Annotated in this window: 18 protein-coding genes; 8 read left to right on the forward strand and 10 right to left on the reverse strand. The window is 63.2% G+C overall.

Translation table 11 applies throughout. The features are described 5' to 3' along the window. Positions 1-3: 3 nt before the first annotated feature. Both JCM7686_RS14350 and JCM7686_RS14355 read left to right on the forward strand, forming a co-directional pair. Positions 4-996 (forward strand): GlxA family transcriptional regulator, encoded by a 993-nt coding sequence (locus JCM7686_RS14350; protein WP_020951534.1) that lies wholly within the window; start codon positions 4-6, stop codon positions 994-996. A gap of 70 nt (positions 997-1,066) precedes the next feature. Beyond that, positions 1,067-1,423 carry a hypothetical protein gene (locus tag JCM7686_RS14355; RefSeq protein ID WP_020951535.1) on the forward strand — a complete coding sequence of 119 codons (357 nt, stop codon included), beginning with the start codon at positions 1,067-1,069 and terminating at the stop codon, positions 1,421-1,423. A 423-nt stretch (positions 1,424-1,846) separates the two neighbouring features. Here the strand turns inward: JCM7686_RS14355 and JCM7686_RS14360 are convergent, their stop codons facing one another. Then, positions 1,847-2,488 (reverse strand): helix-turn-helix transcriptional regulator, encoded by a 642-nt coding sequence (locus JCM7686_RS14360; RefSeq protein ID WP_041527375.1) that lies wholly within the window; start codon positions 2,486-2,488, stop codon positions 1,847-1,849. Between the two features lie 108 nt (positions 2,489-2,596). Between JCM7686_RS14360 and JCM7686_RS14365 the strand changes: the two genes are divergently transcribed. Then, the gene (locus JCM7686_RS14365) at positions 2,597-4,006 is read left to right on the forward strand and encodes an MFS transporter (protein ID WP_020951537.1); all 1,410 of its coding nucleotides are present in this window, start codon (positions 2,597-2,599) and stop codon (positions 4,004-4,006) included. 6 nt (positions 4,007-4,012) lie between these two features. On the opposite strand, the gene JCM7686_RS14370 is transcribed toward JCM7686_RS14365, so the two are convergent. Then, positions 4,013-4,528 (reverse strand): GNAT family N-acetyltransferase, encoded by a 516-nt coding sequence (locus JCM7686_RS14370; protein ID WP_020951538.1) that lies wholly within the window; start codon positions 4,526-4,528, stop codon positions 4,013-4,015. 78 nt (positions 4,529-4,606) lie between these two features. Next, positions 4,607-5,419, reverse strand: coding sequence for a helix-turn-helix domain-containing protein (locus tag JCM7686_RS14375; RefSeq protein ID WP_020951539.1), 813 nt, complete (start codon positions 5,417-5,419; stop codon positions 4,607-4,609). Between the two features lie 115 nt (positions 5,420-5,534). On the opposite strand from JCM7686_RS14375, the gene JCM7686_RS14380 reads away from it, so the two are divergent. From JCM7686_RS14380 to JCM7686_RS14400, 5 genes are all read left to right on the forward strand, one after another. Then, complete coding sequence (locus tag JCM7686_RS14380; protein ID WP_020951540.1) at positions 5,535-7,088, forward strand: ABC transporter substrate-binding protein; 1,554 nt, start codon at positions 5,535-5,537, stop codon at positions 7,086-7,088. 69 nt (positions 7,089-7,157) lie between these two features. Then, a complete protein-coding gene (locus JCM7686_RS14385) occupies positions 7,158-8,102 on the forward strand; it encodes an ABC transporter permease (RefSeq protein WP_020951541.1) in 945 nt (314 codons plus the stop codon). Further along, positions 8,083-8,976: an ABC transporter permease gene (locus JCM7686_RS14390; RefSeq protein WP_020951542.1), complete on the forward strand. Its 894-nt coding sequence runs from the start codon at positions 8,083-8,085 to the stop codon at positions 8,974-8,976. The genes JCM7686_RS14385 and JCM7686_RS14390 overlap by 20 nt, the downstream gene beginning before the upstream one ends. A 2-nt stretch (positions 8,977-8,978) precedes the next feature. Next, entirely contained in the window at positions 8,979-10,988 is a 2,010-nt protein-coding gene (locus JCM7686_RS14395; RefSeq protein ID WP_020951543.1) for a dipeptide ABC transporter ATP-binding protein, read from the forward strand. A 31-nt stretch (positions 10,989-11,019) separates the two neighbouring features. Continuing rightward, positions 11,020-12,447, forward strand: a complete 1,428-nt coding sequence (locus JCM7686_RS14400; RefSeq protein ID WP_041527377.1) for a C69 family dipeptidase — start codon at positions 11,020-11,022, stop codon at positions 12,445-12,447. Positions 12,448-12,496: 49 nt separating this feature from the next. Here JCM7686_RS14400 and JCM7686_RS14405 read toward each other — a convergent pair whose 3' ends face one another. From JCM7686_RS14405 to JCM7686_RS14435, 7 genes are all read right to left on the reverse strand, one after another. After that, positions 12,497-13,492, reverse strand: a complete 996-nt coding sequence (locus tag JCM7686_RS14405) for an SIS domain-containing protein (protein ID WP_020951545.1) — start codon at positions 13,490-13,492, stop codon at positions 12,497-12,499. Positions 13,493-13,515: 23 nt separating this feature from the next. Next, positions 13,516-14,448: an N-acetylglucosamine kinase gene (locus tag JCM7686_RS14410; protein ID WP_020951546.1), complete on the reverse strand. Its 933-nt coding sequence runs from the start codon at positions 14,446-14,448 to the stop codon at positions 13,516-13,518. Continuing rightward, positions 14,448-15,542: an ABC transporter ATP-binding protein gene (locus JCM7686_RS14415; protein WP_020951547.1), complete on the reverse strand. Its 1,095-nt coding sequence runs from the start codon at positions 15,540-15,542 to the stop codon at positions 14,448-14,450. Before JCM7686_RS14415 ends, JCM7686_RS14410 begins: the two co-directional genes overlap by 1 nt. An 18-nt stretch (positions 15,543-15,560) precedes the next feature. Further along, entirely contained in the window at positions 15,561-16,418 is an 858-nt protein-coding gene (locus JCM7686_RS14420) for a carbohydrate ABC transporter permease (protein WP_041527378.1), read from the reverse strand. Positions 16,419-16,420: 2 nt separating this feature from the next. After that, positions 16,421-17,308 carry a carbohydrate ABC transporter permease gene (locus JCM7686_RS14425; RefSeq protein WP_020951549.1) on the reverse strand — a complete coding sequence of 296 codons (888 nt, stop codon included), beginning with the start codon at positions 17,306-17,308 and terminating at the stop codon, positions 16,421-16,423. A gap of 70 nt (positions 17,309-17,378) precedes the next feature. Further along, on the reverse strand, positions 17,379-18,635 hold the full coding sequence (locus JCM7686_RS14430) for an extracellular solute-binding protein (RefSeq protein WP_020951550.1): 1,257 nt from the start codon (positions 18,633-18,635) through the stop codon (positions 17,379-17,381). A gap of 137 nt (positions 18,636-18,772) precedes the next feature. After that, a complete protein-coding gene (locus JCM7686_RS14435) occupies positions 18,773-19,936 on the reverse strand; it encodes an ROK family transcriptional regulator (RefSeq protein WP_020951551.1) in 1,164 nt (387 codons plus the stop codon). Positions 19,937-19,971: the final 35 nt, after the last annotated feature.

A 19,971-nucleotide genomic window follows, 5' to 3' on the forward strand; every position in this document is an offset into this window, starting at 1 on the left:
GACATGAACCAGATCACTGCCCCCCGCCTGCGCATCGGCTTTCTGCTTGCGCCCCGGTTCACGCTCTCGGCCTTTTCGACCTTTGTCGATGTGCTGCGGCTCTCGGCGGATGACGGAGACGGCTCGCGCCCGATCCGCTGCCAGTGGACGGTGCTGTCCAATGACCTGTCGCCGATCCAATCCTCCTCGGGCACCAAGATCCAAGCCGAAGAGCGGTTCGGCGACCCGTCGCGCTTTGACTATATCGTGGTCGTCGGCGGGCTGATTGATCCGGGCACGACGCTCGGCCCCGAGGCCGCGGCCTTTCTCAAACAGGCAGCGGCGGCGAAAGTCGCGCTGGCGGGGCTGTGCACCGGGGTCTTTGCTCTGGCGCGCTGCGGGCTGATGGATGGCTACCGCTGCTGCGTCAGCTGGTTTCACCATCAGGATTTCCTTGCGGAATTCGAAAAGATGCGTCCGGTCTCGGATCAGATCTTCGTCGTTGACCGCGACCGGCTGTCTTGCTCGGGCGGGGTCAGCGCGGCTCATCTTGCGGCCTTTCTGGTCGACCGCCATCTTGGCCGCGCCGCCGCGCGCAAGGCGCTGTCGATCCTGATGATCGACGAGGCCCTGACCGGAGACCGCCCCCAGCCCGGCCTGCCGCTTGAACTGACCGCGCGCGATCCTTTGGTCCGCCGCGCGCTGCTGGCGATGCAGCAAAACCTGAATGCGCCGCTGTCGATTGCGCGGATCGCGCGCGATCTCGGCGTCGGGCGGCGCAAGCTCGAGCGGCATTTCAGCGCAGATCTGGGCATCCCGCCCGCCGATGCCTCGATCCGGATCAGGCTGTCGCAGACGCGGATGCTGCTGCGACAAACCAATCACACCATCACCCGCATCGCCGAAGAGACCGGCTTTTGCGATGCCTCGCATCTGATCCGGGTCTTCCGCGAGGCCGAGGGCCTGACGCCCGATCAATGGCGCCAGATGGATATCGCCCGACGCGAGGAGGCCTGACCCCGCTCGCCTTGCCGGTTTACAGCCTCTTATCAAAAGCGCAGACTTCGCCTCTTAGTGGAGATCATCAATGACAGACGACACCGCGACCCTTCTGACCCAGAACCGGGATCGAGCTTTCCCGGGCATTGCCGACCTGACGATCGACATCACTCAGGACAAGAATGGCGTGTTCCAATCCGCTGAAAGCGGCCAGACGGTCAGCTATACCAAGGCCGATATTCCGCGCAGCTTCGGCTGCCTGAACCCGAAATGTCAGGATGGCGGACTTGATCTGCAACGCGTGGTGATTGCGGCGCTGTCGCCCGAAAACGCCGACCGCGATTTGCCCTGCCCGGGCCATGAAGGTCTGACCGACGACGAGGCACCCTGCCCCAACCTGTTTCACGTGAAGGTCACGATTGTGGCCGAAGACGCCGAAGGCTGACAACGTCCGCGCAGCCGATCCGGGAATGGCAAAGCGGCGGGAAAGACCCGCCGCTCTCATCTTCCAAACTCTGTCCCCGCGGGTCTTCAGGCCCGTCTCAGTAGTAGCAGCGTTTCGCCTTCGGGTTGCTTCTCAGATCGGGATCAACCTCGTCATAGGGTCCGAAGCGCTTCGCTTGTGCGCGACGGTAGGCAAGGCGTTCGGCTGGGCTGCTCATCGCAGCGCCGGGAGCTCTTGTGCCCCCCGGGCCAAATGACGCCCTCTTAGCCTTGCCCACGGGCTTCATGGAATCGGTGGTCATCGCACGTCTCCTCAGCTCGCTCGGGACAGTCCAAGCCCGAACAGGATAGCGCGAATCGCGGTCAGAAAGCACGACAAAACTAGTTGATTTTTGGCAACCGCCCGCCGAGGCTGATGTGGCGCTTAGCCCGCGGGACGCACGCGGTAGCTGCATCGCCTTGCCCCGGACAGCAAATGCTCCTCGCGCTCGACCGAGCAATCCGCGCCCAAAACCGCGCGAAACACCCGCAGTTCGGCGGAACAAAAGCCCTGACATTCGGCCGCTGCGACGCAAATCGGGCAATGGTTTTCGCTGAGCACATAGCCGTCACCATCGGGTGCCTCGGCCCATTCGGCCATATAGCCCTCGCGCGTGCGTTGTGCCGCCAAGCGCCCCAGCCGCTCGGCCAAATCTCCGGCGCCCGCCAGCGCCGCGCGGTAGCCCGCTTCGGTTTCATCGCTGCGCGCCGCGATCAGACGGTCGAGCGCCTCTTGCCCAAAGACGCTGCGCAGGCTGGAAATCAGGCTGCGGGTCAGCTCGGGATGCGTGTCGGGAAAGCGCGCCTGTGCGGCTTCGGTCAGATGCCAGATCTGGCGCGGTCGCCCCCGCCCCTGCGACACCGATTGCGCCTGCACCAGCGCCTCGTCGCTCAGCTTTTGAAGCAATTGCCGCACGTTTTCCGAGCTGGTTCCCATCTGCACGGCAAGCTCTGCCGCGCTTTGTGGCCCCTGCATCTTGAGGGCCAGCAGCAGGCGGTCGCTGGTGCGGTCAGGCGACTTTTCCAAGCTCGGGCTTGACATACTTTCGGGGCCTTAATATTGCAAGAAATATCTTGTTTTAATAAAGGCACCGCGCAGGAGAAGTCAAGTCCGGCGCGGTGGCAGGAGAGAATCATGTCAGATCAGCAAATCGGCTGGGGCGCGCTGCTGTCGGGCGGCAATGCCGTGCGCTCGGTCGCGCTGGCGGGCGGGGTCGCGCTGCATGCGATCAACGTCTATGTCGCCACCACGATCCTGCCCTCGGTCGTGCGCGACATCGGCGGGTTGGATTATTACGCTTGGAACACGACGCTTTTCGTAATCGCCTCGATCATCGGCGCGGCTTTGGCGACGCGGCTGCTGATCTCGGCGGGGCCTCGGTTGGCCTATGTCGTCGCGGCGCTGATCTTTGCCCTCGGCACCCTGCTTTGCGCCATTGCCCCGTCGATGCCTTTCATGCTTGCGGGCCGGATCGTGCAGGGCGGCGGCGGCGGTGTGCTGCTGGCTTTGTCTTATGCCATGATCCGGCTGGTCTTTCCCGAGCATCTCTGGCCGCGCGCGATGGCGCTGGTTTCGGGGATGTGGGGGATCGCGACGCTGGTTGGCCCGGCCATCGGCGGCATTTTCGCCGAGCTCGACGCCTGGCGCGCCGCCTTCTGGTCGGTCGTGCCCGCGGCACTGCTCTTTGCCGCCATGGCTTGGCAGGCCCTGCCCGCTCAAAGTCCCGAGACCAGCCAGCCGACCCGCCTGCCTTTGGCCCAGCTTGGGCTTTTGACGCTGGCCGTACTCATCATCTCTTTCGCCAGCACGCAGACCACGCTTGTGTGGAACCTCGGGGGCGTTGCCGTCGCATTCGTGCTGATCGCGGTCATCGGCGATATCGACGGCAGCGCCAAGACGCGGCTGCTGCCACGCGGCGGCATGTCGCTGGCCTCGCCCTTGGGTCAGGTCTTTGCCGCGATGTCGGCCTTGGCGATCACCGTCACCTCGAGCGAGATCTTCGTGCCGCTGTTCCTGCAGGTCCTGCATGGCCAGCAACCGCTGATCGCGGGCTATCTTGCGGCAGCGATGGCGGCGGGTTGGACGGCAGGCTCGATCACCGGTTCGGGCGTGGCTTTGTCGCGAGTGCCTCGGCTGATCACGTTGGCTCCGGTGCTGGCACTGGCCGGGATGATCGCGCTGACCCTGCTGATCCCGCCCGGCAGTGGCGGCGAGATCGTCCTGCTTGGTCCGATCACCGTGGCGCTTTTCCTCGTCGGTTTCGGCGTCGGTCTGGGCTGGCCGCATCTTCTGACCCGCGTGCTGCAACTCGCGCCAAAGGATGAGGAGGACCTGGCCTCGGCCTCGATCACCACGGTCCAGCTCTCGGCCGCTGCGATCGGCGCGGCGCTGGCGGGCGTGGTCGTGAACCTTGCCGGCCTGACCGAGCCCGGCGGCGTCGAGGGCACCGCGCGCGCCGCGCTCTGGCTCTTTGGCATCTTCGCGGCGGTGCCGGTGCTGGGCCTCGTCCTCGCGCAGCGCGTCGCCCAGAATATGCGCAGATGACGCGGCTTAATCGGCGGGGGCGTCCAGACGCAGATAGACGCTGTCGCTCCAGCTCTCGCCGATCTGCCAGGTCTTTTCGGCCCGCCCGGTTTCGTGAAAGCCAAGGCGGGTCAGCAGACCGAGGCAGGCGGCATTCCTTGGGTCGACATCGGCGATGATGTGATCCTGACCCAAGGGCCCAAAGGCGCGCGCGATCAGAGCGCCAAGCGCCTCGCGTGCATAGCCCTGCCCCCAGACATCGGGGGCGAAGATGAAGCCGATCTCGGGGAAGCGATAGAGCCCGGCTTTGCCGATCACCCGGCCATGCAGCTCGACCACATAATCCTCGCCCTGATCGGCGGGGATATGCAGCATCCCCTCCAGCCAATCGCGTGACTGATCGAGGCTTTCATGCGGCAGCGTCGACCAATAGGCCATGGCGCGCGGGTCCGACAGTATCGCATGGATCGCCGCCAGATCGCCTTTGCGCGCCGGTCGCAGGACCAGACGGTCCGTCCGAATCTCAGTATCGATCTCAAGCATGGCGCTCTCCTTTTGTCTTGGACGTTGTGTCGTCCGGTGACCCCAGCCCGCCCGGCGCGCAGGCTTGCCGCGCAGCCCTTAGGGCTCGTCGACCTCCAGCACGAAGGCACCGGGCTGGACGGTATTGGTGACCAAAGCCGCGATCTCGGCGGGGATGGATTTCGAATCAGGCACGAAGAGCCCGGTCCCCGCCAAAGCTTTGCGCAAATCAATGTCGCGGCCCAGAAAATCCAGCGCAACTTTTGATGCGCCGGGCTTGCGCCCCCGCCGCGTCGGGCCGCCGGTCTGGATGCCCATCAGGCGAAACAGCCGGTGCTGATGGCTGGGATAGAGCGTCATCTGGGTGATCGAGGTGAAATCCAGCGTCTCATATTCGACGATATGGATGCGGTCCGCGAGATAGAGCAGCGTGCCCGCATATTTGCTCATCCCCAGCGTCTTGCCGGTTTCAGGATGGCGCAGGATCTCGATATTCTTCCAGTAATACTGATCGCCCTGCCGATAGATCGCGGCCAGAGATTTAGTGATCAGCCCCTTGTTTCCAAACGAGTAAAAGTAGCGGTAGTAATAGCCCAGATACTTTTCCAGCGACTGGCTGCGACGATAGAGCGCCTCGACATGCAATAGCGGGCGACGCATCTGCGGCAGCGGGTCGGGCTTGCGGCGCAAGGCCACGATCTGCTCAAGCTGCGCCGGTTCCATCAGCATCTCGGCCTCGGTCACGCCGAAGAAATCGCACATCCGGCGCATATTGCGCCGCGAGGGCCGACTTTGCCCGCTGAGATATTTGTTGAATTGCTGGCGATTGATCCCCAGCCGCCGACATGCATCGGCGATTGACGCGTGGTAACTGCACAAAAGTGCAAGATTGCGCTGAAAGTCCTCATCCATGGCACATCGCAACCCGAAGTGTCTTTCGCGTCAAGTCGCGAATGATAAGATTGTAGCGAAAAATGAATCTATGTGCTCAATTTTCACAAAACGAACACCAATAGGGATGACCGATATGACACAGCCCACCCTGTCGCGCCGCGGCTTTCTGGCCTCGGGCACCGCGCTGACCGTTTTGGCGCTTGGGGGGATTCGCCCGGATGCCGCCTTCGCTCAGGCAGAGAAGGTTCTGCGCCTGCGCCTTGATGGCGACATCAAGATCCTCGACCCCGGCTATATGGTCGGCGGTATCGAGATCGAGGCCCAGAAGGCCTGCCTGCCCTTCCTTGCGCAATACAAGCGCGACGGCGACACGATCAGCTGGGAGCCGACCTATTACGTCACCAAGCTCGAACAGCGCGACCCGACCCATATCGACTTCGAGCTGGCCGATGGGCTGAACTGGTCGGGCGGTCACGGCCCGCTGCGCGCCTCGGATGTGAAATTCTCCTATGAGCGCATGAAGGACAGCGACTGGGGCGGCTATTTCGAGGTGCTCGACCATGTCGAAGTCACCGGCGATCTGACCGGCACGATTGTGCTGAGCAAGCCCTTCGCGCCCTTCTTCCTCGTCACGCTCTGCCACGGCCCGGGCGCGATTGTCAGCGAGAAGGCGGTTACGGCTGCGGGCGGGCGCTTCACCACGCAATTCCCCGCCGTCTGCGGCCCCTATACCTATTCGAACGTGCCGGGCCAGACCGCGACCTTCAAGCTCAACCCGGAATGGACCGGGCCGAAGCCGGAATACACCCGCGTCGACGCCAAGATCATCAGCCAGGTCAAGGCGACCGAACTCGCCTATGAGGCGGGCGAGCTCGATTGCACCCAGATCGATTCCGATGCGGTGGCGCGCTACCGTCAGGGTATGCCCGCAGGCAGCGAGATGACCAAGGCGGGCGAGCTGAACTTCATGTGGCTCGGCATGAACACCCAGCATCCGAAGCTGCAGGATGTGCGCATCCGCCGCGCGCTTCAACATGCTGTCGATGTCGATTCGATCATCGCCGCCGCCTATGCCAATGTCGCGACCAAATCGAACGGCATCGTCTGCCCCGGCCTGATCGGCCACCGCACCGAGACGAAGTTCTACAGCTACGATCCCGCCAAGGCGCGCGAACTGCTGGCCGAGGCCGGTGCGACCGGGCTGAAGCTCAGCTTGCGCACGCTCAACACCCAGCAGCCGATGCTGACCGCGCAGATCATTCAGGCAAACTTTGCCGCGATCGGCGTGACGCTCGACGTGATCCCGATGGATGTCGGTCCCTATTGGGAAATGGGCATGGAATCGGCCGGTGACGCGTGGAAGGATCTGGAACTCTGGACCATGCGCTTTGGCAGCGTCCCCGATCCCTATGAAGCCTCGCAGTGGTTCGTCTCGTCGCAGGTCGGCAACTGGAACTGGGAGCGCTGGACCAACCCGGAATATGACGCGCTGGTCGAGCAAGGCATTGCCGAAAGCGATCCCGAAAAGCGCAACGAGATCTATCTGCGCCTGCAAGACATCATGGAAGAGACCGGCGCTTACGTCTGGCTTTGCCACGAGCCGCGCTATTACGTCCATCGCTCGGATGTCGCGATCAATGTCTCGCCTTCGGGTCAGCAGGACTATCGCCTGTTCACCTCGATCTGATTATCCCCGCCTGCCCCGCCGTTTTGCTGACGCAGCGGCGGGGCTTTTTTACCTACCGACTGGATTCGCATGTCGAGCTATATTCTGAAGCGGTTGGGGCTGTCTGCTGCCGTCATCCTGACCGTGCTCATCGTCCTCTTTTCGCTGTTGCGGCTGATCCCGGGGAACCCCGTGACCATCGCCCTTGGCCCGCAGGCCACGCCCGAGGCGATTGCCCGCTACACCGATAAGATGAACCTCGATCAGCCCGTGCTGACGCAATTCGCCACCTATGCCGGCAATGTCGTGACCGGCGATCTCGGCGAGGATATTTTCACCGGCCGCAAGGTCTCGACCATCGTGGGCGAGCAGATCGGCTACAGCCTGACCCTGATGATCGCGGCCATGGGCTGGGCGATGATCTTGGGTATTCCGCTTGGCTGTCTGGCGGCCGTGCGCCCCAACACCTGGCTTGACCGCATCACCGGCGTTCTTTCGGTCGGAACGATTGCGATCCCGTCCTTCCTGATGGCGATCTGGGCCTTGCTGATCTTTTCCGTGCAGCTCCGGCTTTTGCCGGCGATGGGCGCGGGCGAGACCGGCAACCGCGCCGATCAGGCGCTGCATCTCATCCTGCCCGCCTTTGCCGTCGGTCTGGGCTGGGTCGGCTATCTTGCGCGGATGGTGCGCGCCTCGATGCTGGAAGTCCTCGGCGAGCCCTTCGTGCGCTCGGCCCGCGCCTTTGGCCTGTCGCCGCGCCGCGTCGTCTTTGGCTATGCGCTTCCCGTCGCCATCCTGCCCACGATCACGCTGATCGGCATGGGCTTTGGCGGGCTGATTTCATCGGCGGTCTTTGCCGAGGTGATCTTTGCCCGTCCCGGCGTCGGCAAGCTGATTTTCGATTCCGTGCAAGCGCGGAACTTCCCGATTGTGCAGGGGGCCGTCGTCGTCACCACCGCACTTTATATTCTGGTCGTGCTGATGTCCGACCTTCTGGTTAGCTGGATTGATCCCCGTGTCCGCAGCACCCTCTGAAACCGCCCAGCCCATCCGATCGACGGCGCGCAGCGAACGCCACGCCCAGATCCGGAGCTTCCTGTCGAATTGGCAGGCGATGCTAGGTTTGGTTCTCGTGATCCTGTTTTTCGCAAGCGCGATCTTTGCGCCGCAGCTTGCGCCCTATGACCCCAATGCGATGGATATTCCGGCGCGGCTTTCGGGTCCGACCTGGACCCATCTGGCCGGAACCGACCAGCTTGGCCGCGATACGCTGTCGCGCATCCTTTACGGCGGCCGCATCGCGCTGCTGATTGCCGCCGTGGGCGTCTCGATCTCGCTGGTGGTCGGGCTGATGCTCGGGATGATGGCCGCTTTCGGGCCGCGCTGGCTCGATTCGCTTTTGCTGCTGATCTTCGATTCGGTGCGCTCTTTCCCGACGATCATCCTTGGCCTTGCCACGGTCGCGCTGACCGGGCCGAGCCTTGGCCTTGTCATGGTCATCGTCGTCATCACCTCGATCCCGCAATATGCCCGTGTCACCCGCACGGCGGCACTGGTCTTGCGCAATACCGATTTCGTGCTGGCCGAACGCTCGCTTGGCGCCTCGACCTTGCGCATCCTGTGGCACCACATCCTGCCGAACGTCGTCGGCCCGCTCTTGATCCTCGCGGCGATGGACGTGCCCGTCGTCGTCTCGCTCGAGGCCGGTCTGAGCTTCCTTGGCCTTGGCGTCACGCCGCCCACCGCAAGCTGGGGCACGCTGTTGAACGAGGGCTATCTCGTCATCCGCAACTCGCCGTGGATGGTGATCATGTCCGGCCTGCCGCTGGTTCTGACCACGATCGGCTTCACCTTTCTGGCCGAGGGTCTGCGCGACACCTTCGATCCGCGCATGAACCGGGGGCGCTGAGCATGGAACATCTTCTCGACATCAAAGACCTCTCGGTCGATTTCCGCACCTCACATGGCCGGATGAAGGCCCTGAGAAACGTCTCTTTCGGCATCAAAAAGGGTCGCATCCTTGGCATCGTCGGCGAAAGCGGCTCTGGCAAGAGCACGGTTTTGTGGTCGATCATGGGGCTTTTGGCGCAAAACGCCGAAGTGCGCGGCGGCCGCATCGACTTTCAGGGCAAGGACATCCTGAAGCTTTCCGAAAGCGGCAAACGCGCGATCCGGGGCGAGGAAATCTCGGTCGTCTTCCAAGACCCGATGACCTCGCAGGCACCGCTTCTCAGCTATGGCCGCCAGATGGGCGACATCCTCTATCGCCGCAAGGACTCGAAATCCGAGAAACGCGCGGCGGCGGTCAAGATGCTGGGCAAGGTTGGCATTCCCGATCCGCAGTTCCGCGTCGATCAGCACCCGCATGAGTTCTCGGGGGGCATGCGTCAGCGCGCGGGCATCGCCATGGCGCTGCTGACCGGGCCGAACCTTCTGCTGGCCGACGAGCCGACCACCGCGCTCGACGTGACGATGGAGGCCCAGATCATCCACCTTTTGCAGGAAATGCAGAAGGAGACCGGGGCGACGGTCGCGGTCGTCTCGCATAACCTCGGGCTGATTGCCGAGCTCTGCGACGATGTCGTGGTCATGTATGCGGGCGAGGTCGTCGAGACCGGCACCGTCCACGAGATTTTCCACAATCCGCGCCATCCCTATACGCAGGCGCTGATGGATTGCGACCCGGCCCGGATTGCCGAGCGCTCGCCGCGTCTGCCGGTGATCGCGGGCGATCTGCCCGATCTGACCGTCCCGCGTCAGGGCTGCATCTTTGCCGAGCGCTGCCTTCATGCCGCTGCGATCTGCCGCAGTGAGGCACCGCCCGCCGTGGCCAGCGCCTCGGGGGGCGTGGCGCATTGCCACATCCTGACCGGCAAGGTCAAAAGCCATGGCCGCAGCATTATGGCACCGTCTTTGCCCAAGGTTGCAGCGCGTCCGGCGGGCGAGGCGCCGCTTTTGGAAACCCGCGATCTCAATGTGCGTTTCGCGACCGAGGGCAAGCTGATCCCCAAGCTGACCGGTCGCGCACGACGCGGGCTCGATGCGGTTCTGGACGTCAGCCTGACCTTGCGCCCCGGCGAGACCCTGGGTCTGGTCGGCGAAAGCGGCTCGGGCAAATCGACGCTTGGCCGCGCGATCTTGAACCTCGCGCCGGTGTCCGGCGGCAAGGTTCTGTTCGAGGGCGCCGAGGTTCAGGATTACTCGGAAGGCCAGTTCAAGCCGTTGCGCCGCAATATGGCGATGATGTTCCAAGACCCGAACGGCTCGCTCTCGCCGCGCAAGACGGTGCGCGCGCTGATCACCGAGCCCTTGCAGATCCACGGCATCACCGGGCGCGATCTCGATCACGAGGCCGAGCGTCTCGCCGATATGGTCCGCCTGCCCCGCCCGCTTCTGTCGCGCTTCCCCCAGCAGCTCTCGGGCGGTCAGGCGCGGCGCGTTGGCGTGGCGCGGGCCTTGGCGCTGAGCCCCAAGCTCATCATCGCCGATGAGCCGACGGCGGGGCTTGATGTCTCGGTGCAGGGCGAGATCTTGAACCTGATGGCCGATCTTCAGGCCGAACATGGTCTGGGCTATCTCATCATCACCCATAACCTGCCGGTGATCCGCCATATCAGTGACCGCATCGCGATCATGTATCTGGGCCGGATCGTCGAGGAAGGCCCGGCGGAAGAGATCTTCCAGCGCCAGCGCCATCCCTACACCGCCTCGCTGGTGCAAGGCGTGCCGCAGCCCGATCCCGACCGCAAACGCACCCATGTCGGGCTGAAGGGTGAGGTGCCAAGCCTGCTCAACCGTCCGAAAGGCTGCGATTTCGTCTCGCGCTGCCCGGTCGCCCAGCCTCTGTGCCATCAGGTCAAACCTGCGCATCAGCACGATGCAGGCGCGCGCGTTTTCGCCTGCCACTACCCGTTGCCGTAAGCGGTCGCCCCAGTTTCATAAGGAATATCTCTTGAGTTACGGAATTTATATCGGCCGCGCACATACGGCAGACGGCCTGCCCTATCTCGCAGGCTATGGCGACGAGCCTTCGAGCCATTGGCTGGAGATCGCGCCGCGCCAAAGCCATGCGGCGGATGCGACGATCACCGTGGGCGTGACGCCCGCCGCCGAAATGCCGGGGGTTTTGTCGCAGATCCCGCAGGTCGCCGAAACCGCGCGCCATCTGCGCGTCAGCTACACCCATTACCTCGGCGTGCCCGCGCCGCTGACGAATGGCGGGCTGAACGAGCATGGCGTTGCCGTGCGCGACATCTGGTCGACCTCCTCGGCGGCGCTGATCGAGGCGACTTCGACCGAGCAGACCGGGCCGAATTACTCGGATCTGGCGCGCATCGTTTTGGAACGCGCCCGCACCGCCCGCGAAGGCGTCGAGATCGTCGCCGATCTGATCGCGCGTTACGGCTATTCGACCTATGGCGGAAATTCGCATATCTTCGCCGATGCCAATGAGGCCTGGGTGGTGATCGAATTCGCCGGCGGCAAGGGGCTCTGGTGCGCCGAGCGTCTGGGCGAGACCTCAATCCGCGCCTCGCGGCCGGGCTATATCGGCGTCATCCCGGCCGAGCCCGACGAGACCTTCCTCTTCCCGCCCCATTTCATTTCGACCGCCGTCGATCTCGGTTGGTATGACCCGGCCACCGGCCCCTTTGACGTCAATGCCATCTATGGCGACGGCAAGGGCCGCTGGGAGGGCGTGCAGTGGATCGAAGCGGAAATGACCCGCCGCGCCGCGCGTCCCGAAAAAATCGGGATCGAGGATATCGTCTGGTCGATCGCCACCGAAAAGCTGACCGGCGATACGGCGGGTTACGGCCAGATCGTGCCCTTGGTCGAGCCCGCCCATCCCGATCTGCGCGTGATGTGGCATGCGGCGATTGGCGCGGTCACCTCGCCGCTCACCCCGGTTTTCATGGGGATGGAGGCGATCCCGGATGCCTATGGCCAGCACCGCTATCTCTCGGAAGAGGAAAGCGCGCGCTTCCTTGATCGCCGCAAAGAGCTGAAAAACCCGCAGGTCGTCTGCCGCATTCCGCAGGGGATCGAATCGGGCGAAGGTGCGGTCTACAGCTTCAAGCAGCTGATGCATCTGGCGTTTCAGGGGCAGTCCTCGATCCTGCCCGAGGTCTATGACCACTGGCGTCTGGTCGAGGGCCAGATCCGCGCCGAATTGCCCGATGTTCTGCGCAGCGCCGAGATCCTGCTCGCGGCGGGCGAGGTCGAATTGGCCCGCAAAGCCTATACCGCCTTCAGCCATCGCTGCATGTCCGACAGCCTCGCCGATTGCGCCGCGCTGGCGGCGGCGGCCTATGTGCGGCTGCGCGCGAAGGGCGAGCTCAATATGACAAGCGTGCCGGTCTCGCCTTTGCAGATCTGGTAAACCGCCCCGAAAATGGCTCACCGCGTCGCGCGCGGTGAGCCTTCGCGCCTCAGGCGGCGAGGATCTTGGTGTCGGTCTGCTTGTAGCGGAACTGCACATCGGTCAGATCCGCCGCATCCGACAGCTCTGCCGCGAGAAGCTGGGCCGCGAAAATATCCAAAATCCCGCGCAGGATCAGGTTCTCGGCCTCGGGCACATGGATCACCGTGCGCTTGCCCGCATCCCCGATGTCCTGACGGCTGGTGACCAGCAAAACCGGCACGCCGATCTCTTCCAGATTATGGGCAAGCTCGATCTCACGTGTATCGCCGAAGAGCACGACGCCCGTGGTCTCATCCATCGATTCCATCGGCCCATGCAGGTAATGGCGCGTCTCATAGCCCGAGGCCGGAATGCGCGCGGCCTCGCGGATCAGCAGCGAGGCGCCATCCGCCGTCCCGATCGAGGCCCCCGCCCCCACGCAATCAATCGCGCGACGGTCAGCGAAAAGCTGGGCCAGACGCGGCATCTTCTCGGCGGCCCCGGCCAGAAGGGCCGCCGCTTGCGCGGGCAGGCCCGCCCAATCCGCGCCGCTTGCGCCTTGGATCCCGTCCACCGCCAGACCCGCGACCAGAAGCGTCGCGGTATAGCCGGTGCTCGAGGGCGTCGCATCGCCGCCATTGGCCAACCGGACATGGAAGCTTGCCGCCTCAGCGAGCGGGCTTTCGCTGTCATTGGTGATCGCAAGGCTTTTCGCGCGCGGCAGTTTGCGCAAGGCCTCGACCGTCTCGACGCTGCGGCCGCGATGGGACAGCGCCAGCACGATATCGGCCAGATCATGGCCCGCCATCATCTCGCCCGAGCGGACCGCAAAAGCGCGACGGCCCCGGCGCTGCAATTCAGCGGCCACCACGACGGCGGCGGCAGAGCTCGCCCCGACCCCGGTGACAGCGACAAGCCCCGTGCCGAGGGGGGCGAGATCCAGCCCGGCAAGCTCGGCTTGCGCGGCGGCAAGACTGTCGGCCAAAGCCTCGGGCTGGCGGGAAACGGTAGAGCGATAGCTCATGGAAGTGACCTTTCTGATCTCGATTAACGGGAAGACTGTGCGGCCAGCCGGTCGGCCAGCACGATGGCCCCGGCAACGGGCGGGCCGCGGTGAAGATGAAGGGCAAGGCCGGGCGCGAGCCGGGCGATGTTGTCGGAAAACGCCTGCCAGAGACGCGGTTGCGACGCGATGACGCTGCCCCCCGCGACGACCGCATCGGCCCGTGCACCGCGCATTTGCAGGCGCTGGACCAGAGCCGCCAAAGCCGCGCCGCCCTCGGCGATAACCTGACGCGCGAGGGCGGAGCCTTCATCCGCCGCGTCAAAAACCAGCGCCGCGTGGCGCCCGACCCCCATCGCATTGCCCTGCGCGACCAGCCGCGAGCCGATCCGCGCGGGGCTCGGAATCCCCAAAGCCGCGAAAAGCTGCCGCGCCAAGGGCTCGGTCGGATCGCCACCGCAATCGAGATGCAGCGCGACGGTGCGGGCGGCCTCGCGCACAAGGCTCGGGGCGCTGCCCTCATCGCCGATGACCCAGCCCCAGCCGCCTGCAACCAGCATCGCGCCCGCGCTGTCGCGACATACCGCGATCGAGCCGGTTCCGGCCACGACCCCAATCTGACCGTCCAGCCCGAAGGCCGCGGGCATCAGCTCGGCATCATTGACGACACGGACCGGGCCAGCGCCGGCAGCGCGAAAGGCATCCTCGAAAGCCTGACATTCGGATTGATCGTCGCAGCCATTCGCGCCGACCGCCAAGGCATCAACCGCCTGCCCGCCGACGAAGTCGTGCGCCATCGCCAGCAATTTGCTCGCATCCGCCTGCCACTCGCGCCGCCGCCAATCCGCGGTCGGCACGATCAGATCGCGCTCGTGCGCGCCGTGCCGCAGGCGCAGATGGGTCTTGGTCCCGCCGATATCGACGCCGAGGATCAGCGCCTCGGGCGCAAGCGGCGCCCGCCCGTCCGTGCCGGTCATCACGCGCCGCCGCCAAGCGAACGCAGCCGTTGTCCGCCCGCATCGAAGAGCAAAACCTTGGCCGGATCGGGGGTCACGAAGGCGTGGCGCGCACCGTCGTGGCGCGAGCCCGCACCACGCGCGACCAGCGCCTCGCCGCTTGGCAACCGGCCATGAAGATAGGTGACATCGCCCAATTCCTCGGCCAATGCGACCTCAAGCGCCAGATCGCCCGGCGCACCGGGGCGCAGATGCTCGGGACGGATGCCAAGCGTGACCTCCTTGTGGCGCGCATCAAAGCCGCGAAACGGCAGGCGCAAGGCAAGCTCCGCGCCGCCGATCTGACCGAGCCGGATGTGATCCGCGCCGACCTCGGTCACCGCGGCCGAGAGGAAGTTCATCTTGGGCGAGCCGATGAAGCCCGCGACGAAGCGGTTGTCGGGATCGTCGTAAAGATCAAGCGGGCGCCCGAATTGCTGGACCGCGCCGCCGCTCATCACCACGATCCGGTCGGCCAAAGTCATCGCCTCGACCTGATCATGGGTGACATAGATCATCGTCGCGCCAAGGCGGCGGTGCAGCTCGATCAGCTCGGCGCGCATCTGGACGCGCAGCTCGGCATCAAGGTTCGAGAGCGGCTCGTCGAAGAGAAAGACCTTGGGCTCGCGCACGATTGCCCGACCGATCGCGACCCGCTGCTTCTGCCCGCCTGAAAGCTGCGCCGGACGGCGATCAAGCAGCTTATCGAGCCGCAAAATCGCGGCGGCCTTCTCGACCCGCGCGCGGATCTCGGCCTTGGGCGTTCCGGCCATTTTCAGCCCGAAACCCATGTTTTCGCCAACCGTCATATGCGGATAAAGCGCATAGGATTGAAAGACCATCGCCGTGCCGCGCTTGGCCGGATCGACCTCGTTCATGCGCGTGCCATCAATGCAGATCTCGCCCGAACTCGGCGTTTCAAGCCCCGTGATCATCCGCAAAAGCGTCGATTTTCCACAGCCCGAGGGGCCGACGAAGACGACGAATTCGCCCGATCGGATCGAAAGGTTGATCCCCTCGAGCACCGAGAGCGAACCAAAGGTCTTGCCGACCGAAGAAATCTCTACTTTAGCCATTTTTTCCTCTACTCCCGCTCAGCCTTTAGAGCCGGACATGGCAATGCCTTCGACGATTTTGCGCTGGAAGATCAGGAAGAAGATCAGCGGCGGCAAAGCGGCGAGCAGGTTCGCCGTCATCACGACATCAACGGTCTGATGCGAGAAAGGCGCGTTGAAAAGTCCGACCACCTGCCCGACGGTGAAAACATCGGGTTTGGGTGCGACAATCAACGGCCAGGTGAAATTCCCCCATGTTTTCATGAAGGTCAGAATTGCGAGCGTCACCATCGCGTTTTTCGACAGCGGTAAAGCGATATGCCAGTAAATCCGGAAATGGCTGGCCCCATCAAGACGCGCGGCCTCGATCATCTCCATCGGCAGGCTGCGCATGAATTGGATCAGCATGAAAAGCCCGAAAGCCGAGGCGATTCCGGGCACCACGAGCCCTTGCATCGTATTGAGCCAACCCATTTCGGCAACGAGTAGGTAGGTCGGAATAATGGTGACGACGCTCGGCACCATCAAAGACAACATCACCAGCCCGAAAATCAACCGTTTCCCCGGGAAATCGAACAGCGCGAACTCAAAGGCAGCCATTGACCCAATGAATAGGACGCCGAGGATTGTCAGCAGCGCATAAGCGATCGTGATCCAATAGGCGCGCAGATAATCGGTCTCGGTCAGGATCATATGGATCTTTGAGAGCCCCGATGACAGCGAGGTCGGATAAAGCCGCGGGTTGATCGAAACCGGCACACCCGGCTCGGAAAAGACCACATTGATCATCCACCAGATCGGAAAGACCGCGACCACGGCAATGCAAAGCGCCAGCACCCATTTCAGCACGCGCCAGATGATCTGATCGGCATTGTGGGCAGTATGTTCTGTGACCATGCTCATTTCCGGGCCCTCAAAGCGCGCAGGCCGAACATTGCGGCGGTAAAGAGAATAATGATCAGCGTCAGGATAAAGCCATAAGCCGCCGCCTCGCCAAAGCGCACCGCACCAAAGGCCCGTCCCATCATATCCATGACCGGGAAAAGAAGCGCACCGCGTCGTCCGCCATAAGCGGTAAAGGATGATCCCGTCAGAAGCCAAGGCACGTCAAACACCTGAAGTGCCGAGATAAATCCGTAAGTCACCACGAAGAACAGCACCGGCGCCAACATCGGAATGGTGATATAGCGGATCTGTTGCAGCTTGCTTGCGCCATCAAGACGCGCCGCCTCGTATAGATCGCGCGGAATGCCTTTCAACCCAGCCAGCAGGATCACCATATTGAACCCTGCCGAGACCCAGATATCGACCGCGATCAGCGCATAAAGCATCGTTCCGGTATCATTGAGAAAATTGACCGAAGGCAAGTCGAACCAGCCAAGGATCATATTCACCAGACCGAAATTCGGCGCATACATCCAACGCCAGATCGTCGCCGCCAGAAAGGCGGGCAGGATCACCGGCAGAAAGAACGCGCTACGAAAGAAATTCGACCAGAAGCCGCGAAAGCTATCGACCAGAAGTGCCAGACCGAATGCAACAGAAATCCCGAGTGGCACGGTGATCGCGATATAGAGCATCAGATTGCTCATCGCGCGGGTAAAATCGCGCGAACTCACCACCGATTGGTAATTGGCCAGCCCAACATAGACGGCGGGATTGGCGCCGTTCCAGCTGTGGAAACTGTAATAAAAACCGCTCGCGATCGGATAGAGAAAGAAAGTCGCGAAAAGCGCGGCAAAGGGCAGCACCATCGCGTAATGCGGCAGGTGTTTACGGGCGTTCATGCGCGTTCCATCGGGGCCGAGAAAAAGGGGGCGGCAGGGCCTTGCCGCCCGCGATCAGATCAGGTTTCGCTTATTGCGCGAGGCAGTCATTAAGCTGCGAGATCAGCTCTTTTGCGCCTTCCTCAGCGGTATATTCCTTATCCGCCGCGCCCGAGCTCACATCTGTCATGATAGAGCGATAGCAATTCGGATAGGCTCCGACGAAGTAGGGCGGCATCACGTCAGCGGCGTAATGCACTGCCTCGACCGATTTCTCGATCAGCGGTAATTTGGCAACCTCGGGATCGCTCATTGCCGCCGCATTGCCATTATAGCGCGAGAGCAGTTTGGCCCAACGCAGCATCTGCTGTTTCTCGGTGATATAGGTCGCGAATTGCCAAGCGATGTCTTGGTTCGGACCCGGCGCAACGCCGACGATTTCATAGCTCTTGATCCCGCCATGATCTCCGGCTTTGCCACCCGGCACGAGAACGAAGTCGTATTTCAGCCCCGAATCGACCGAAGCCTGTTTATAGGTCGGATCAACCCAAGGGCCAACGACATGGAAGGCCAATTGATTGGTGATGAAAAGATCCTTGGTCGCCTGATCGTTCCGGCTGGTGCCGCTGTTCAAAGGCGCCATATCGATGAATGCCTGCATCAGCTTCGTTGTGCTTTCCGGGTCCATCAGCGTCTGATGCTTGTCGAAATCGACGCCCCATTTCGCCTTGTCGCCGACCACGGCATAGGTGCTCGCGACCGAATTGAAGACCTGCGTCTGGTCCGGCATCGCGAATTTGCCCGCAGCCTTAACCTTCTTCATCTGCTCGAGCCACTCGTCCCAGGTCGCGGGCGGCGTGGTCGTGTCGATCCCGGCCTCTTCCAGCACGGTCAGGTTGCGGAACATGATCTCGCCAAAGCCGGTATAGGGCAGGCAATAGATCTTGTCGGGCGCGGGCGAGCAGCTCGCCATCGCATCCTTGTCGAACTGGTCGCGGAACTCTTGCGGCATCGCCATCCACTGATCGTGAAGATTGGCGAGCGCGCCGACCTCGACCAGCTGCGCGCCGACCGCAAGGCCATTCATAAAGACATCGGGCAGGCTGCCACTGGCCGCGCCCGCGATCTGGCCCGAGGTCAGATCGTCATCGCCCTTGCCCGAGATCACGATTTTCACGCCGGGATGCGCGGTCTCGAATTCCTTGATGAATTCCTGCTGAAGCTTCAGCGCATCACCCTGCGCGAAGTCGGAATAAACCCAGTATTGCAGCTCCTGCGCCGCCACGGGACCGGCAGCAAGCAGCGAAGCGGTGGCGGCCAGTTGGGCCAGACGGGATCTCATGGTCATGGTTGCAACCCTGTTTGATGTGCGGAAAAGCGCCAGGGTTTGCGAATCTCCCCGGCCTGTTATTATGTTTGGTAACTTAACAAACAAACTAACCGGCGCAAGATTTTTTCAATGCGCTTCACCGCGACATGAGAAAATTAGTCGTCGCCGAGCAAAATCTTCACGGTTTGATCGTTGGCGAGCTTCTCGATACCCAGCACCGTGGCATCCGCACCAAGCGTGCTGGGGCGCAGCTCGACCGGATAGGACAGAGCATTGGCGAGCCGCGAGATCGTCGGCTGCAAAAGCGCATGCCCGGCAAGCCCGCCGCCCAGAACCACCAGCCCCGGATCAATGACGCTGACGCAGCTCGCGACAATCGCACCAATTTCTTCGGCATGTCGATCGAGATGGGTCAGAGCCTGCGCCTCCCCCGCCTCGGCCAAAGCGAGCAAAGCGGCGGGGGTTTCGGGCGCCGTCCCGCCCTGCCAAGCGGCGGCCACACGCGCCATCAGCGCCGCGCTGCCCATGTAGCGCTCGATCTCGCCCGGCTCGGGACGCGCGCCCTGCCCGGTCGGATAGGCAAGGTGGCCGATCTCTCCGGCAGCGCCATTACGCCCGCGCAAAAGCCGCCCCTCCAGCATGATCCCCATACCGATCTTAAGGCCGAATTGCAGATAGGCGAAGGTCTCGGCATCCTTGGCATTGCCATTCGAGCGCTCGGCCACAGCCGCGCAATTCACGTTGTTTTCAAGGAGAATCGGCACGCCATCGGGAGGTGTGAAGCGGCTGAAGAGCTCCTGCTCGCGGGTCTGCGCCGGATCGCCATGCGGTCCCGCGACACGAGAGGGCACCGCGATCCCGATCATCCGCAACGGGCCCCAATCCTCCTCGGTCGCCGCCAGAGTCGCGGCAATCTCATCGGCGACGGCCTGACTGATTTCTTCGCCGAGAAGCAACTGGCTGGATGGCAGCCGATAGATCCGGCTTTGCAGCAGGCGCCGATCCAGCGACGAGACGCGCAGCCGCACATGGGTCGAGCCCGCATCAATCGCGATGACATGCCCCGCCGCCACGCTGGGACGAAAGATCGCCGCTCGCCGTCCGATCGCCCCCTTGATCTCACCGATCTTGCTGACCAGCCCCAGACTTTCCAGCTCAGCAATCGCCGCCGACAGCGTCGGGCGCGAGAGGTTCAGCGCCGCGCCAAGCTGAGGCCGGGTCGCCACCCCCTCCGCCGCGATCAGCCGAAACATCGCCTTGGCGCTACTCGTCAGATTGGCGCCCGGACTGATCTCGGATTTCACGTCACGGCTGGCCATCACTCAAGCACTCTTTGTTCGTCAAACTTACAAGG

The sequence above is a fragment of the Paracoccus aminophilus JCM 7686 genome (genome assembly GCF_000444995.1).
GTDB classification, from domain to species: domain Bacteria; phylum Pseudomonadota; class Alphaproteobacteria; order Rhodobacterales; family Rhodobacteraceae; genus Paracoccus; species Paracoccus aminophilus.